The sequence below is a fragment of the Paenibacillus sedimenti genome (assembly GCF_014534655.1).
Taxonomy (GTDB): domain Bacteria; phylum Bacillota; class Bacilli; order Paenibacillales; family NBRC-103111; genus Paenibacillus_E; species Paenibacillus_E sedimenti.
The window spans coordinates 214,367-230,533 of the sequence record NZ_JACVVD010000001.1 but is presented as its reverse complement, the minus strand read 5'-3'; the positions used below and the strand labels follow the sequence as shown (position 1 = coordinate 230,533).

Genomic DNA, 16,167 nt, shown 5'->3' with positions numbered 1-16,167 from the left:
GCTAAGGTTACTTCTTCTCCGTCGTCCAGCGAACGGCAGCGTCAAACAGCTTCCATCCATCGTCGGTCTGATTAATTTCTTCTCCGCTCATCATATAGAAAAATACTTCCCGCGCAGCCACGGGCTGCCCCTTAACGTTAGTCGCGCCTTTCTCATAAGCGAAAATGGTCGCTTTTTGCTCATCGTTCGGTACGGTTGCTACAACGATCGCGTCTTTGCCGGGCGTGGCCCAGTCCATCTTCCCGTTATCTTTATATACGTCCACATTGTTATCCAGACCGGCAGCAAGCGGATGCTTGCCGTTTCGGATTTGAATCGTTTTTGCCGCATTATTGCCTTCCAATTTACCGTTCGCGTCAGGAGCGGTCATACCTGTATCGCCAGATACCTGAGGCTCGTCATAAATGACGGGTACCGGCGTTGTGACGAATTTATCTTTGATTTTGCCGGAATTCACAGATTCGCTGACAAAGATCAGAGAGAATCCGTTCGCTTTCTCCGTCGTCACTTCCTTGTCGGATACAACGGTGACATTCATGCCGTGCTTTTCTTTGAAACGCTTGATGACGATACCGTCTCCACCGCCTTCTTGCCCGATAAAGAGCACGTTTTTCCCGTTGCTCTGCGCTTTGGCGGCATTCGTGGATGACGGTTGGTTGGAAACGGATACCGGATGATTAGTGACCGTACTGCAAGCGGAAAGCATAAATACCATTGATGCTGCTGCTGCGTTGCCGAACCATTTTTTCATAAACCGAATTCCTCCCCGGTATGATTATCACTTTCGTTACTTTTTCCCATTTTGAGCTGCCCAATTAACAGCCGCATCCAAAAGCTTCAAACCCTCATCGGTTTGGTTCATTTCTTCCCCTGCGGACAAATAGAAGAACACCTGCCGTGCGGGGACCGGCTCGTTGTTGATGTTTTTCGCACCCTTCTCATAAGCAAAAACAGCCGCTTTCTTATCGTCGCCGGGGGCAGTTACGATGGTGACGGCCTCTTTGCCCGGAATCGCATAACCGATTTTCCCGCCATTTTTATAGACAGCTACCTGGCCCTTTAGGCCTGCTGCCAACGGATGCTTATTGTCTTTGATTTGCACGGTTGTGGCCGCATCCAACTGGCCGTAATCCAGCAGCCCCGTCAAAGAGACAACACTGGCCACCTGCGGCTTGGCATAAACGACGGGGACCTGCGAACGACCCAGCTCGGCATCGATTCTGGCGGAATTGACGGTCGGGCTGACATAGACCACGCCAAAACCGTTCGCTCTTTCCGCCTTGAATACGTTATCCGCCATATCGATGACGAAATACCCGAGCTTCTCAAAATGCTTCATAACAAACGGGTCGTTCGTGCCTTCGCCTCTTTTGACATAGAGCATTTTTTTAGCGCCGGCGGGCGTGCCCGCCGTATTCTGCGAATCTCCCTGCGTCGATTTGGAGCACGCCATGCCAGAAACAACCAGTACGACAATGAATAGTAAAGCGAGAAGACGTTTCATTTCTTTTTGCCTCCTTTCTACTCTTGTACTTATCTGCTATTCCACCAAACCAGTTCGTTCCACACCCTCTACGAACCATCGCTGCGTGAACGTGTACAGGAGCAGAGGAGGGATGATCATCAAGAACGTTGTGGACATCCGAATCGCCTCGTCCGTAACGGACGGCCCGTATGCCTCGGCTTGCTGACGCAGCGCTGACGCAATTTTCTGTATGCCGAGCGACAAGGGAGCCGTCTCAATGTCGGACAAATACATGCTCGGCAAATAGAAATCGTTCCAGGTCCAAATGAAGGAAAACAAAAATACGACGAGAATCGCGGGCTTGGCAAGCGGCATCATCACCTTGTAAAAGATTTTGAACACGCCCGCCCCGTCAATTCGGGCAGCTTCCTCCAGCTCCTTCGGTTGTGTGGAGAAAAATTGGCGGTAAATGATGACGAACAGCGCTCCCTTTAAGCCGAGGCCGAAAAATGCCGGCACAATAATCGGATACACTGTATTCAGAAGACCAAACTGTCTGGCGTAAATGATGTTCGGCAGGATCGTAACCTGCATGGGCACAATAAAGGTCAACAGCAGGAAAAAAAACAGCACCCTTTTAAACGGAATTTTCAGCCTTGCAAACGCATAACCGGTTACCGCGCACGAAAACGTCTGCAAGATGGCTACAGAAATAGAGAGCCCCAGGCTGATCGACAGCGCCTTCGGATATTTCATCCATTCCCATGCTTCCTGCAGATTTCCGAGATAGATCGTCCTCGGGAACCAATTGACGGCAGGATCGAGCAAGTCGTCCGCATTTTTGACCATGGTGGCCATCATATGCAGAATCGGTTTCAAGTAAATGTAGGCCGTATCCAGCAAAATCAAATAGATAAACAGTTTAAACAACAGTCCTTTATCCGCTTCTCTTCCGATAATCGTATATCGGATCTTGCTGAGCACCTGCAGCATCCCTGAAGTCTGTTCTTCTTTCAATCGAATACGAAACATAGCTTCACCCCTTCAATCGTATGATCGTTATGCGCGATGCGACTTGGTTACCCTGCTGAAGATCAAGAACAGGATCGCCAGGAAAAAGGCGATAATCATGAAATAGATCCAGAATAACGCGCTGTATTGACCATATTCGCTTTCCCTGACCTTCGACAGAATCGGGTTGGTCGGGAACGTGAAGAGGTCGACTACGGTATAAATCATGTTGAGGAAAATGAACGGCGTCATGGCTGGCAGCGTAATTTTCCAAAATGTTTCCCAAGGACCGGCTCCGTCAATACGCGCTGCTTCATATGCTGAGTTCGAGATGGTCTGTCTTCCTCCCAGAAAGATCAAGATTTGAACGCCGGAGTACCATAGAATCAGCACAAACGAGTCCAGAATTGAAATCAGCGGGTCGGCCCATGTAGCCGACAGATTGGCTTGAATGAGGCCGGAAATATTAAACTTAGACATAAAGCCGAGGTCGCCTTCGCCCTGCGTCAAAAATTCCTTGACGACTTCGCCCGTCGCCAAGATGACGGGAAGAAAGAAAATCGCGCGAAAAAACGTGCGCCCGGGGAATTTCTGGTTCAAAATAATCGCGATCAACAGGGCGAAAATGACGATGATCGGGATCATAAACAGCGCTTGGCGCAGAAACGGCAGCAGTTGGTTATACAAGAGGCTCCCGTTCTCAAAAAGAATGTACTTGTAATGCGTCCAACCGATGTACCGGGTCGTTGTCTTCGTTGCCGTTATCGTTACATCCTGAAAACTCATAAATAACGAGTAGCCGATCGGGAACGCCATAAAAACGATAAAACCGATAAACCAAGGTGCTATGAACAGCGTTCCTTCCAAATATTCGATCAGGGATGACCTGAGTCTCGCTTTCCGATTCATTGGCCTCCCCCTCCTTCAACGACAATAAAGTCTTGCGCCGGTACGACCGAATCCCCGCTCCGGTATTCCGTCAAATTATAGTTCACGATAATTCTTTTTCCGCTCGCATACGTCGTTTCTTTAACGCCCGGAGCAAGCGTCCGGTGACCTGTGATAAACTGATCCTGCACGTCGCCCAGAGCTTCGTTATATCGCTTGTACTGCTTGGTGGCAAAGTCCTCCCAATCCGGGTAGTACGTGTTATAGTAGCGTAAGCCGTAGGAATTCACATACGTTTTCGTTTCAGCCCTCGTGAATACGAAGGAAGGCGCAGCGCCGTATTCGATATCGCGCAGAAAATCGTTCACGTCTTCCTGGCGGTTATTCACGTATTCCGACGAATACGATACCAAACCGTGTGTGGCAATCTGGGCGAAGGGAACGGATTCATCCGAAAATAAATCGTAGGAATTGTCGTAAACCATCCCCCTGATGTAATTGACATGCGGCAGCGCGTAAATATTCGCTTTTTCCCCTTGCACGCCGCCCAGTGTCTCCTTAATGCCGGACAAAATGCGCTCCTGAATATTCCGCGCTTCGTCTCTCGAAGAGCCGTACTCCGTGTTATAGTCGTTGTACAGCCGCTGCCCGAGCATGCCGACGGCAAGTCCGTCGACGCCCATTGCTTTATATTTAGGCAAATCGTTATTGACCATTTGTTCGATGAATTTATAACTGACCACAGGCGTCCGCTCACGATTGAACAACGGGCTCTGCATAAGCGTACGGCCGGCCAAATTCACCATCGCGTTAAATTTCTCGTCGAACCCCCCGCCTTTCGTATTGTTAAGGGAGTATTGCGCTTCCAAATAGACCGGATATCCGAGGCCGTGCGCATGGTCAATGAAAGTCTTCATTCCTTTGTCGCCGCCGATCCGGGAATCGACCGGGAATGTTTGGCCAAAGGAGCTGTAACCGCCATTCTGCCAGCCCGTGAACGTAAGCGACATATTTTTGATCCCTTTATCGTGCAGGGAATTGACGATTTGAACGGCTTCATCCGTTGTGGTCAAATTGAGATATCGGTCGCTTATCACGCCTTTTTCCCGATCCGCGCCGACGATATTGGCATACATCGGGATATTCGGATCTTTGACCGTAACGGGTTTCGCCCCTTTTTCCTTCAGCAAATATTGGCGGTACGCCTCAGCCATGCCGACGTAATCCGTCTTTTGACTGTCCAGCACATAATAGCGAACGACGCGATCGCTGCCGAATATCCGCTCCCGGTCATAGTCGACGTACCCCCACGAATCGGGAACATTCGTATTTCTGGTTGTAAACTGCAGGAAGCTCGAACGGTAGTTCATTTGCGCCCCGACCCAGTTGTAATTGCTCAGTACGCCGGCGGGAGCGGCAACTATGTCAGCGTACTCGTCTCCGTCGTGGACAACGGCCAGAAAACCTTTGGACCCTGACTTCATACCGAAGACCGGCATAATGATGTTATTCCGGTTGTTGTCGATCCCCGGGAATGCCTGATCTTTGCCGTACACCAATTCTTCGTACATTTTGTTGACGTTCAATTGATTGTTTTTAAATCGCAACAGCGATCCTGCGCCGTCCGGGATAAACAGGTACCCATCCTGTCCGTCCGTGTACTCGGCTCCGAAGAACGGAAACGGTCTGACCCAGACAAGACCCATTTTCGATTCCTTTACGCCTTCGCGTATGATTTTCGTCTCGACATAGTCTTGATCGATGGTTACTTGAACCGGAATCGTAAAGCCGGTGGCCGGTAGTTCGTAGACGAGCTTAAAACCGCCGGGAATCGTTTGAACATCCTTCACACGTCCGCCTTCCGCCGCCAGGTTCGTCTCCTTTGCCTGCAGGATGTTCTTCGAAAAATCGACGTATTGGACCATCAGCGGCGAGGCCAGATGCTTTTTCCAGGTTTCCGAAATTTTTTCCTGCGGCCAATATTTCGGATCCGGATAGGAGCGGTATACGTTGCCGTTCCGTTTGTCCTCGATGATAAAATGGCCGGTTTTCTCATCCATTTTCAGCCGCAGGCTCTCGGATTCCGCAACGTTGTTGAAATCGTTATCCGATGGCAGCTTAGCGGGAACGCTCGCCACGTTGGCTGCTGTGTTTTGCTGCACTGTCTGCGATATTCGATGTTCCGGAGCTTTGAACTCAATGTCGGCACGGGTCAGGAATATGACGATGGCGGCCAAGATCAAGATGGTCACGACGATGGCTGTTTTATTTGTTCGGATGATCCGGATCATCTCAAGGTCACCTCCTGGTACATCTGATAAAGTAACGAACCGAGATCGCTGGTGAGTCCGATAATAATGAAGATGAGCACGCCGATGACCAGCATCGTACATAGCGTGAGGATAATATTCATGACCGTTTCCCCAAAGCTGTAATTATGAACGTTCTGGATTTTCCAAAAGATGAGCAGCCCGATCCATACCGTCATGGCGTTGCCCACGAAATGGTAGATGGACGACTCGGACATCGTCATCACGTTTGATACGAATGCGAGCGGGACGCCGATGGCTATGTACGGTACGAGCGCATAGGCACTCCCGATAAAGATGTGTTTGAACCGCCCTTCCCCCCGGTAAATGGAGCTGACAAGGTAGTTGGCGACGACCCAAGCGATCCAGGCGATGAAAAATTGGGTGAACGTGGAATATATGTCCACGAACGTCTTCGGATTGAAGGCGAAGCTGGTCGCAAATTGGCTGATCAAAAGGGAAGCGTATACGCCAAGCAGGATGATGCTTGCGCTCAAATAGCTGCCTTTGTTCTCATAGTGGATCGCAGAAAACCCGTCGATCGGGTGTTTTAACACATACAGCGCTAGCTTTAAATTCGATATGAAGCGGTTCTGCGTTCTTGGCCGGTTATGCCATCTGGCACGGAATTCACGCTTTGCCGTGAACTTATCGACCAGCATGTATAAAATACCGCCGAACAGCATCACGCTCGCAATCCAGGAGAAATTCGACTGCAGCCATTGCATCCTGATTTGCCAGAAGGAATCGGAGTATCCTTGCTGATCTCCCGCCTCTTTAAACAAATCTTTCGCTTCCTCGTACTTTTCTTTTTTAAAAGCGGACTTGGCCAGCCCCAGATAGGCGGGGGCGAACTGTTCGTTTAAACGAAGCACATCGTTCCACGGCTGTTCGCTGGCCTCATAACGGCCTGAGAGCGTAAGCTGGTTCGCTTGATCGACCTTTTGGCCAAACTCCGATAAACGGAACACCTGTACGATATTTTCCTGATCGTCCAGCACGAATAGTTCGTTCCTGGCGTTCACGTCAAGCGCCACCGGGCTTTTTAACAGTCCGACCTGAGACGATCCGACCGCTGACGCTCCGCCCCAGAAGTACAACAAATTGCCTGACGCGTCATAGTGGCTGATATATTTATTTTGCTGATCCACGACGATCATATTACCGCTTTGATCAACGGTCACATCGATCAGCTGAGGTCCTGTCGCTGTCGGTCCCACTGGAACATCCCACGGTGCGATTTCCCCGAACGATTTGGAGGAGCTGCGCAGCAAATTGTCCCCTTTTACATTTAATTTTTTCAATTGATTCGTTGTAGCCATACCGCCTGTGACCGTAAAAATATAACCGTTTTTGTCCGTTGCGACGCTGTTGATCGGTTCCGGCCTTTTGGCGACCTCATTGGCATACATTTTTTTGGTGTACAGCATACGTTTTAATGCGTCTAGCGGGGAGATCGCCGTGCCGTTTGCGCCGAAGAACCCTTGAAACTTGCCTTTCGGATCGAGCATCACGAGCCCCTCGTAGCTGCCGTGCACCGCAATGTACATAAACTCCCGTTCGTCTACCATCACTTTGCCCGGGTCGAAAACGAACGTATCGGGAATGTACCGGGATTCCGGCCGTTTGTATTCTTGCAGCACCTTGCCGTTGTTGTCCAGCTTAAGTACGCGTTTGTTGCCCGTGTCCGCGATATAGATGCTGCCGTCCTTGGTGACGAATACGCCTTCGGGTTTATTGAACGGGCTCTCCGGAAGCGTAATATAGCGCAATAGCCGCCCCTTCTCCGTCATATGCACAATCCGGTTGTTGCCCGTATCGGCGATATAAACTTCGTTCTTCGCATCTACAAAAATGTCTTTCGGATTTTTCATCGGCGAGCTCGTCATGGCGGCGCTGTTGTTCGGATCCGGCGCAGACAAATTTTGCCCGATCACGCCAAGCGGAAAGTACGCCGGCTGAAGCCATATCAGATTACCCCGGCTATCCTTCGTATACGTGGAATATTTCACCGAGGCATGCGCAGTCGCAGGCAATAGTGCAGCGCACAGGAGGATGAAAGAAAGAAATAGCCCCCACTTATGGATTTTCATGCTCAAACCTCCTAATAATCATTTGGGGCCCCCGCAAAGTAACCGAAATATACATCAGAGCTCGGCGTCACTTTGTGGGGATAAGTATAGTTTGATTTGCCCAAACAATCCGTAAGGGCGCAGTTGATAGGCCGGGGTATAATCTTGACCTTCTTTGCGGAAAGAAGCCCAGCTGGTCGTCGCCGTATCGCCGGCTGTCTGGTGGAAAGGCCCCAGCATATTGCGAGGGCTTCCCATGACTTCGATATCGATCCTGTTCGCCCCGTCATGCACATGCGCCGTCAGATTTAGACGATTCGCCGCCCGCCAAGGTACATGCCCTGCAGTTGTACCGTTTACCCGCACTTCTACGGTAACTGCGGAATAATCGCCAAGCTCGAGCACGATCGGGCTTGCAGCCTTATTGTCCACCTGAACGTCAAAATGATAGATGATGCTGCCGCAGTAGTGGATATATCCTTGTTTGCACCAATCTCCGAATGATAGCGTCTCCGGCTCGGCCGTAATCCTTCTTCCGGCATCGACCCCGAAATCGCCGATCAGGTAAATGTCCTCCACTTCCATGCGGTTCAGGTAATTGCAGGACAAGATCAGCTCGTTCCTGCCTTCCTTTAGTCCGGATAGAAGCACTTGGTCGAATGAACGGTCGAGAAACCATCCGGCAGGCTGGTTCAGAACCGGTTCTCCGTTGAGCCTGATCTCATAATGTTCCGCGGACTCCACGATCAGATACACAGCTTCCGCCGGCATAGCCGACACTTCAAAAGAAAATTTGAATGCGACCGGCTTGCCATCCGCCGGATGAGGCTCGTGAATCCATTTGTACCTTTGCTCAATGCCGTTGCCGTAAATCTGCCTCATGCCCAAAGCCTCGCGGATCGCTCTCTGGGCTTGCCAAACTTCCTTTTCTTCCGACCAGCCGCCGTCCTCTATGGCGTACGAGCAGGTGTCCAGGGTGAGCACATTTGGCATCGAGCGCGTGAACTTGCAGACCGGCCCGAGCTCCATCACCGTTTGATCCTTCTCATGGCTGCAGCCGGGTTCCGCAAGACGGCGTTGTGGCGGTTTGTTTGTATGCCATATAAACAGCTTGGAATCCGCGGGACCGAATGCATCCTCCAAATGGATGTACCCATTGCGGTAGCTCGTCTCCACCGCCTTCACTTCGCCCGTCAGTGCCCGCCATTCTTCCATGCTTCCGGCACCATCCAAGGCTATGGCGATGTTTACGTTGTGCCCGCGCTCCCGGTCGTTATTGACGACGAATAGCGCATGGGTATCGCCCATGTCCCGTAGCATATACAACAGCTCTGCGGTTTCTTGCGATTCCGCACCGGTGATGCTCACCCGGCGGGGCAGCATACGTTCCAATGCGGCCACCGCTTGCCCGGCATCCTCCACGACGATCATGTTCTCATGATCGTACAGCTCGTTTAGAAGGCTCGTTGCCCTGCCTTCGATCATTGCCGGGCGCGGCCCGACGGCTACCGCTTTGCCGCCGGCGTTCAAAAATTGCGAAAGCAGCCGGAAGGTGCTGTTCAGCATCGTCCGGATTTCCGGGATGACGACGACACGGTACTCCGCCATATTCACGGCAAGCAGGCCCCCTCGAATGTCACCGGTTTCCGCCATGATCGTCTCATCGCCAAGATCGAAGTCGTAATGCGCCCTGAGCAGCTTGCCAAGGAATGCGTTAAATTCATGGCCGAAGCTGTTCGCGCCGGAGACGTCCCGGTCTTTGCCGCGTGCGGGGAATCCGTAAGGTCCCGTGCCGACCATACTCCATGCGGTGGAAGCAGGATGGAGCACGAGTACGTCGCGAATCGGGCGGCCTTCCGTCAATACCGCCGACAGTCTGGCGAAATAATTCTCCATGACGGAATTGTATTTCCACCAGCTTGTGTTGTAATTGAAGACGGGCGGATAATCCCGCTTCCGGCACCCTTTGATCGAGTAGAGCGCCAAGTGCTGGGATCGCAGATTGACGCCAAGCACGTACTGAAAATCTCCAATCCATTTTTGCCCTTCGAATGTGAACCCCCAGCCTGTGCAGCCGTAGGTTTCGGTGAGCACGAACTTCCGCCCGTATTGGTTGGCAACGCTTGAACATTGCTTGACCGTTATATATTCGTTCGTCTGTTCATTCAACATATCGATGCCCGGAACGTGCTGATAACGGTAATTAGGCATAATAGCCCCGCAAACACGGGTGGCTGTGCCCAAATTATTTTCCCACAAGTAATGGCCCGTAAAAGCAATTCCGTTGTTCCCGCACCACTCGCCAATCTGTTTGGCGTACGATTCGCTGAACCGTTCGGTAACCGTCCGCCAATAATCGTGACGTACCTCTGAGGAACGCTCCCCGTTGAAGAATATATAAGGGACGATGTCCAGTAGATCGTATTCGCGTTTTTCCAGGAAATATTCAGGAAACGACCAGCTCCACGGAATCCAGCCCCGGCCTTCCGTAAATTTGCAATGGCGGTCATGAATGCTCGGTTCGTCGGTAAACACGCCGCGGACGGTTTTACCGAAATGGTGTCCCACTTCCCGTTTGTAGGCTTCATAGGTGATGTCGATGAACGCCTGCACCGATTCGGGATTCAATTGGTCCGGAGGCGCTTCATTGTTGAACCAGGCGCTTCGTTCGGAAATTTCGACGCGAAACACGAGCAGCACCTCATCCTTATTCCATATACCTTGGTCTGTGACAGCATGAAGTCTCTCGCAGCGAATTAAATCTCTCTCGTCAATAACGGCTCTGAACAAAGCCACCGCATCGTCGATACCGGCGGTTAATCCATCCACCCCATCCGAACCGCTCGGCCGGAGCACCTCCAGCGTGAGTCCTTTGGCCCTGAAGGCATCCCCGCCTCTCGCCTGCACAAGTCCCCCGGCAAAGCCGGACGGCCAGCGGTCCTCGTCATACAACCATGCCTGCATGCCCAGCGTCTCGGCGGTTTCCACCGTTTTCCTGACCAGCTCCATCCATTCCCGGCCCATATAAACCGTTTCCAGCCCGTCCCTGGAATGAATGAAAAACCCGCCCATGCCTTGTTCCTTCATCTGCTGGACTTGCCGGTTCAGCTCTTCCTCTTCTAACTGATCGTTCCATGCCCAGAAAGGCAGCGACCTGTATTCGGCCGACGGATCCTCGAAATTATGACGCAATCGTTCATTTGCTTTCATCGGCATCCGCCTCCTTCTGTACCTCGAAGATCATGACGCTTTTCGGGGGAAGCCGGATGTCTCCGCTAACGCTCAAGCCGCTAAGCAGCTCCTTTTGCACGTGCTTCCCCATATCCATCGATTGCTCATGATCGCTATGATTCAATACAAAAGTAAAGATCAGCCCTTCTTTTTCGCGCTGAATGATTTCTACGTCTTGCGGCGCGTCGCAGAGCGGAGTAATCCCTTTGCAATCGCATAAAGATTTCATCCATTGCCGCATAAATTCTCGGCTCGGGTCCGTTGCCGCATACCATGCCTCCCCCAGGCCGAAGCGGTTGCGCGTCAAAGCGGGGGAACCCCCGTAGTAATCGCTCCCGAAGTCCGCGAGCGTTTCCGCGCCTTCCGGATGAACGACTTCGCACACCAGTCCGCATTCGTAGGAACCGCGAAGCTGTCCAAGCTCCTTTTTCATTACGAGTGCGTTACTTTGGCCCGGGAACAGAGCGTCGATTTCCTCCACCCAGATGCCCAAAAGCTTGCGCAGCTCGCCCGGATAGCCGCCCGCCGTAACCAGATCGTTCTCGTTCGCCACGCCGCTGTAAAACGTAGTAACGAACGTTCCTCCGTTCTCGACATAGCGCTCCAGCTTCTGCGCGTAACCGGGTTTCACCATATACAAGAGCGGCGCCACCACCAACTCGTAGGGTTGTAAATCCGTTTCCACATGGATGAGATCGACCTGGATCCCATTGTCGTAAAACGCGTCGTAATATTTCTGGATTTGATCCACATATTTCATATGTGCGGAAGGCCCGCCGCCCAGCTCGACGGCCCACCAATTATCCCAGTCAAACAATATGGCGACTTTGCTCTTCACCCGCGAATCCAACAATAGATTGCCCAATTGCCGCAATTCCGCTCCGAGTTCCGCACATTCCCTGAATACGCGCGTATGTTCGTGGCCCGCATGATCGATCACGGCTCCGTGAAATTTCTCGTAAGCGCCAAGCGAGCGGCGCAGTTGGAAAAACATCACCGATTCGGCCCCCCGGGCCACCGCCTGATAGCTTCGAAGCCGCATGACGCCGGGCCTTTTGGTTGGATTCACGGCCTTCCAGTTAAGCACGCTCGGCGTCTGCTCCATCAGCATAAAAGGAGTACCGTCCTTCAAGCCGCGCATCAGGTCGTAGCGAAGCGCCATATAGCTTTCCGGCGTATGGTTTTCGGGATATATATCGAGAGCGACAATGTCCAGATAAGGCGCCCATTTGAAATAATCGAGCGGCTTATAGGTCCCGTTTCCCTGAAAATTGGTCGTCACGACCGCATCGGGGATGAACGATTTGATCGCGTTATATTCGATGAGATAACATGCCAGCCAGCTGTCTGAATTAAAACGGTAAAAGTCCAGCGTCATTCCCTGAAACGCGGTTTGGTCCGAATTTCCTCCGGACAGGCCTTCGCTTAATGCGCTTGGAAGAACAATATCCTCCCAGTCGTAAAACGTATGCCCCCAAAACCGCGTATACCAAGCCTGATTCAGCCGCTCCAGCGTTCCGTAACGATTTTTCAACCATTCCCGGAACGCCTTTTCGCAGTTGTCGCAATAGCAGCGGTTGCCGATCTCATTGTTCACATGCCATAAAAGCAGAGCCGGGTGGCCCTTGTATCTTTCCGCCAGTATTCTGACCAAGCTTTCGGCATAATGGCGGAAGGTCGGACTGTTCGGACAGGAGTTATGTCTTCTTCCGAATTTTCTTTTTTTCCCATCGGAGGTTACGGTTAAAATGTCCGGGTATTTCCTCGCCATCCAGGCCGGATGCGCGGCCGTACCCGTTCCAAGGCAGGCATGGATGCCGTTCTCATGCAGCTTGTTCAGCACTTCGTCCAGCCATTCAAATCTGTACGTTTCTTCATCCGGTTGGTTCAATGCCCACGAGAAGACATTGACGGTTGCAATGTCAATGCCGGCAAGCTGAAACAGCCGCATATCTTCATCCCATATCTCCTTGGGAAACTGCTCCGGGTTATAATCGCCGCCATATAATATTTTCGGAAACTTCCGGCTGATCATCGTATCGCCTCCTGCTTCAGCCATGCGCCGGGTGCCGGACTGTCGACTGTTTCGAACGGCACTTGCTCCGGCCATCGTTTACTGAGCTGCATCGGCGATACGTCTCTTGCGGAAAACGGCTTCATCCGCAAACTGAATGTGGTATCCTGCGGATGCAGCATATACCGTTCCAGCGGCGGAGCTTCCCCGCAGCTGTGATTGCCTAGCGGCGCTTGCCGGTAATCCATGTTCACGATCGTTTCGTTCAGCCTAAGCAAATCGGTTGTATGTTTCGCACTCGCCAAATTCGCTGTAGAATAATGACTCGCGCTTACATCAAACACTGGCATGCCGCCGATGAACAGCCCGGTTCCCAAAGCGTTCGTTACTGCCGCCCAACGCGCGTCCGCTTTATTGCCATGCTCCTGCGGTTTGATATAAGGAACGTATTGCTCCTGGACCGTTCCTCCGTACATGCCCAGCCGCCCGCTTTCCTTCCGGTCGATATAACATTCGTGGGGTCCGAGTCCGAACCACGAGAACCGGTCGAATGCACCATGCATGACCATTTGCAAGCCAAGTCGCGGCAGCGGGGGGAGTCCCTCTCTCGGGAGAACGCGGGTTGTGATGCTGACATCCCCCGATCCGTAAACGGTGAACGTTATCCAGGTAGTAAAACATACACCCAATCCCGCTGCGCCAAGCGTCGACTTCACCATAATCTGCACAGCATGGTTTTGATAAGGATGGATGGAAAATTCGTTCACTCGCTGCTGCAGCGCATCGTATCCGCTCTTTTTCCACTCTTTCGACTGGCGGGAATCGTTATCGATCGTCGCCCGCCAAACGTTGACTTTCGGACCGGACTGCAGAAGCGGAATTCCGTTATACTCGAATGCGTTCAGGGTACCGCTGCTTTTTCCAACTTCAATGAAAAAATCGTTTCCGTTTACTTGCACGCAGTCATTCGTTTCTTCAAGCCGTAAACTCGGCATTGACTTCATGCTGATGTGCGGTGCGGCGCGAGGCAGAGCGGGAAGCGGCAGGTCGGCCCAGGCCACCTCATGGCCTTGCAGTGCCCAGCAAGTCTCATGCCTGAGCGTAAAACGGATGCGGAGCCAGCATTCGCCTCCCAGCCGTCCGTATTCTTTGTTGAAGGGAACGATCAACGTGGTCTCTCCTCCGGCCTGCACATCGAGTCCCGGCAGATCGCCCTGCTCCACGATTTCTCCGTCGTGCAGCAATTGCCACGAGCCTGAGAGGTGATCCAGAGACAAGAAATCGTAGCGGTTCTGGATGCTCACGATACCCGATCGTACATCGACCGGCTTCACTTTTACGGGTTCGATCACTTTTTTGAACTCGATCAGGGAAGACTTGACCGTCCGATCCGGGAATACTAATCCGTCAATGCAAAAATGCCCGCTGTTTGGATGATCGCCAAAATCGCCGCCGTACGCGTACCATTCTTCTCCATCGTCCGTCTTTTGCCGAATCGCAAGGTCCGCCCATTCCCAGATCATGCCGCCGAGCAGCCGGGGATATTTGTAGACGGCATCCCAATAATCCTGCAAATTGCCCGCGGCATTTCCCATCGCATGAGCGAATTCGCACATCAGGAACGGTCTGGGATCGTCCGTTTTTTCCCCTTCTTCGATCAGCGCTTCCAAAGAAGGATACATGCAGCTGACAATATCAACGACCTGCGCATCCTTGGCGCGTTCGTAATGAATCGGGCGCGTCGGATCGGTTTCGCGTACCCATTCGGCCATAGCGTCATGGTTCGCTCCGAAGCCCGACTCGTTCCCGAGGGACCAAATGATGACGGACGGGTGATTTTTATCCCTCTCTACCATGCGGCGGGCACGGTCAATAAATGCTTCTTCCCACCGGGAATCTTGCGCCAGGTGACTTTCATTGCCGATAAAATGGCAGCCGTGGGTTTCGAGGTCCGCTTCGTCGATGACGTATAATCCGTAGCGATCGCACAGATCAAGCCAGCGCGTATCGTTCGGATAATGGGATGTGCGCACCGCATTCATGTTGTGCCTCTTCATCAGACGGATGTCCTCGATCATCGATTCCAGAGGTATCGCAAACCCGAGATCCGGATGGAACTCGTTGCGGTTAACCCCCTTGAGGGTAACGGGCGTACCGTTGACAAGAAGCCGGCCGTCCAGAATGGCGATGTCGCGAAATCCGACGGAAACGCTTACAGATTCCAGCACAGCCCCTGTCTCGTCCTCCAGCTCCAAAACTAACGTATATAAGTACGGGTCCTCTGCCGACCATTTACGGGGAGCAGGGACCGGAATGTCCATATCGAGCATTTTTTCATCGAAAACAGGGGAAGCGGCGGCCGTCCCTCCGTAAACGGTTTGACCCGCCTCGTCCCGAAGCGAAACCCGCAAGTTATGATTGCCTGCATCGCGTTCCGAATAGCGTTTGACTGCAACCCGCAGGCCGAGTACGGCATCTTCGTGATTTTCACAGAAACGGGTCTGCACCGAAACGTCACGGACATGCACATGGGGAGTCGCTTTCAAATAAACGTCTCTGAAAATGCCGCTTAGCCGCCATTTGTCTTGATCCTCCAAATAGCTGCCATCGCTCCATTGATACACCTTTACGGCCACCGTGTTTTCGCCCGTATGCAACAGCGAGGTGATCCGGAATTCGCTGTGCATATGGCTGCCCTGCCCATACCCTGCGAATTGTCCGTTCACCCATACGTGAAAGGCGGAATCCACGCCTTCGAACACGAGAAACACTTGTCTGGAGTTCCAAGCGTCCGACAAATGGAAGCTTCTGCGGTAGCAGCCGACCGGATTATCGCCGGGCACGTGCGGCGGATCGATCGGAAACGGATAATAGCTGCTGGAATAATGCGGACGTCCGTATCCGTGCATTTGCCAATTACCCGGAACGGGTATCGTAGACCAGTCGTCGGTCTTATAAGACGGATCGTAAAAGCGATCCGGCGCTTGCGACGGATTTGACGCATAAAGAAATCTCCAATTCCCGTTAAGCGACTGATAGTAGGGCGAAAGCGCCCGCTCACCGATAAGCGCCGTCTCCGCATCTGCATACGGAAAGCAACCGCTATTCGGCGGTTCCGTATTGCGCCCCAGCATCTCTAGATTTTCCCAATCCGGAATATCTTTCTCTCTCATATGG

At 52.3% G+C, this 16,167-nt stretch carries 9 protein-coding genes; all 9 read right to left on the bottom strand.

The genetic code is table 11. The features are described from left to right. Positions 1 to 7: 7 nt before the first annotated feature. The gene (locus tag ICC18_RS00780) at positions 8 to 751 is read right to left on the bottom strand and encodes a hypothetical protein (protein ID WP_188172480.1); all 744 of its coding nucleotides are present in this window, start codon (positions 749 to 751) and stop codon (positions 8 to 10) included. A 36-nt stretch (positions 752 to 787) separates the two neighbouring features. Further along, positions 788 to 1,504, bottom strand: coding sequence for a hypothetical protein (locus ICC18_RS00775; RefSeq protein ID WP_188172479.1), 717 nt, complete (start codon positions 1,502 to 1,504; stop codon positions 788 to 790). Positions 1,505 to 1,540: 36 nt separating this feature from the next. After that, positions 1,541 to 2,458 (bottom strand): carbohydrate ABC transporter permease, encoded by a 918-nt coding sequence (locus tag ICC18_RS00770; RefSeq protein WP_376745603.1) that lies wholly within the window; start codon positions 2,456 to 2,458, stop codon positions 1,541 to 1,543. A 66-nt stretch (positions 2,459 to 2,524) separates the two neighbouring features. Next, positions 2,525 to 3,385: a carbohydrate ABC transporter permease gene (locus ICC18_RS00765; protein ID WP_188172477.1), complete on the bottom strand. Its 861-nt coding sequence runs from the start codon at positions 3,383 to 3,385 to the stop codon at positions 2,525 to 2,527. Beyond that, the gene (locus tag ICC18_RS00760; protein WP_188172476.1) at positions 3,382 to 5,655 is read right to left on the bottom strand and encodes a DUF5696 domain-containing protein; all 2,274 of its coding nucleotides are present in this window, start codon (positions 5,653 to 5,655) and stop codon (positions 3,382 to 3,384) included. The genes ICC18_RS00765 and ICC18_RS00760 overlap by 4 nt, the downstream gene beginning before the upstream one ends. Further along, entirely contained in the window at positions 5,652 to 7,766 is a 2,115-nt protein-coding gene (locus tag ICC18_RS00755) for a YIP1 family protein (RefSeq protein ID WP_188172475.1), read from the bottom strand. The genes ICC18_RS00760 and ICC18_RS00755 overlap by 4 nt, the downstream gene beginning before the upstream one ends. A gap of 54 nt (positions 7,767 to 7,820) precedes the next feature. Next, positions 7,821 to 10,955, bottom strand: a complete 3,135-nt coding sequence (locus tag ICC18_RS00750) for a glycosyl hydrolase (protein ID WP_188172474.1) — start codon at positions 10,953 to 10,955, stop codon at positions 7,821 to 7,823. Then, positions 10,942 to 13,011: a beta-galactosidase gene (locus ICC18_RS00745; RefSeq protein ID WP_188172473.1), complete on the bottom strand. Its 2,070-nt coding sequence runs from the start codon at positions 13,009 to 13,011 to the stop codon at positions 10,942 to 10,944. Before ICC18_RS00745 ends, ICC18_RS00750 begins: the two co-directional genes overlap by 14 nt. Continuing rightward, on the bottom strand, positions 13,008 to 16,163 hold the full coding sequence (gene lacZ, locus ICC18_RS00740) for a beta-galactosidase, LacZ type (protein ID WP_188172472.1): 3,156 nt from the start codon (positions 16,161 to 16,163) through the stop codon (positions 13,008 to 13,010). Before lacZ ends, ICC18_RS00745 begins: the two co-directional genes overlap by 4 nt. Between the last annotated feature and the right edge of the window lie 4 nt (positions 16,164 to 16,167).

Excerpts from the sequence above, each read along its gene's own strand:
- ICC18_RS00780 (WP_188172480.1), bottom strand. The coding sequence starts at position 751 with ATGAAAAAATGGTTCGGCAACGCAGCAGCAGCATCAATGGTATTTATG.
- ICC18_RS00775 (WP_188172479.1), bottom strand. The coding sequence starts at position 1,504 with ATGAAACGTCTTCTCGCTTTACTATTCATTGTCGTACTGGTTGTTTCT.
- ICC18_RS00770 (WP_376745603.1), bottom strand. The coding sequence starts at position 2,458 with ATGCTGCAGGTGCTCAGCAAGATCCGATATACGATTATCGGAAGAGAA.
- ICC18_RS00765 (WP_188172477.1), bottom strand. The coding sequence starts at position 3,385 with ATGAATCGGAAAGCGAGACTCAGGTCATCCCTGATCGAATATTTGGAA.
- ICC18_RS00760 (WP_188172476.1), bottom strand. The coding sequence starts at position 5,655 with ATGATCCGGATCATCCGAACAAATAAAACAGCCATCGTCGTGACCATC.
- ICC18_RS00755 (WP_188172475.1), bottom strand. The coding sequence starts at position 7,766 with ATGAAAATCCATAAGTGGGGGCTATTTCTTTCTTTCATCCTCCTGTGC.
- ICC18_RS00750 (WP_188172474.1), bottom strand. The coding sequence starts at position 10,955 with ATGAAAGCAAATGAACGATTGCGTCATAATTTCGAGGATCCGTCGGCC.
- ICC18_RS00745 (WP_188172473.1), bottom strand. The coding sequence starts at position 13,011 with ATGATCAGCCGGAAGTTTCCGAAAATATTATATGGCGGCGATTATAAC.
- lacZ (WP_188172472.1), bottom strand. The coding sequence starts at position 16,163 with ATGAGAGAGAAAGATATTCCGGATTGGGAAAATCTAGAGATGCTGGGG.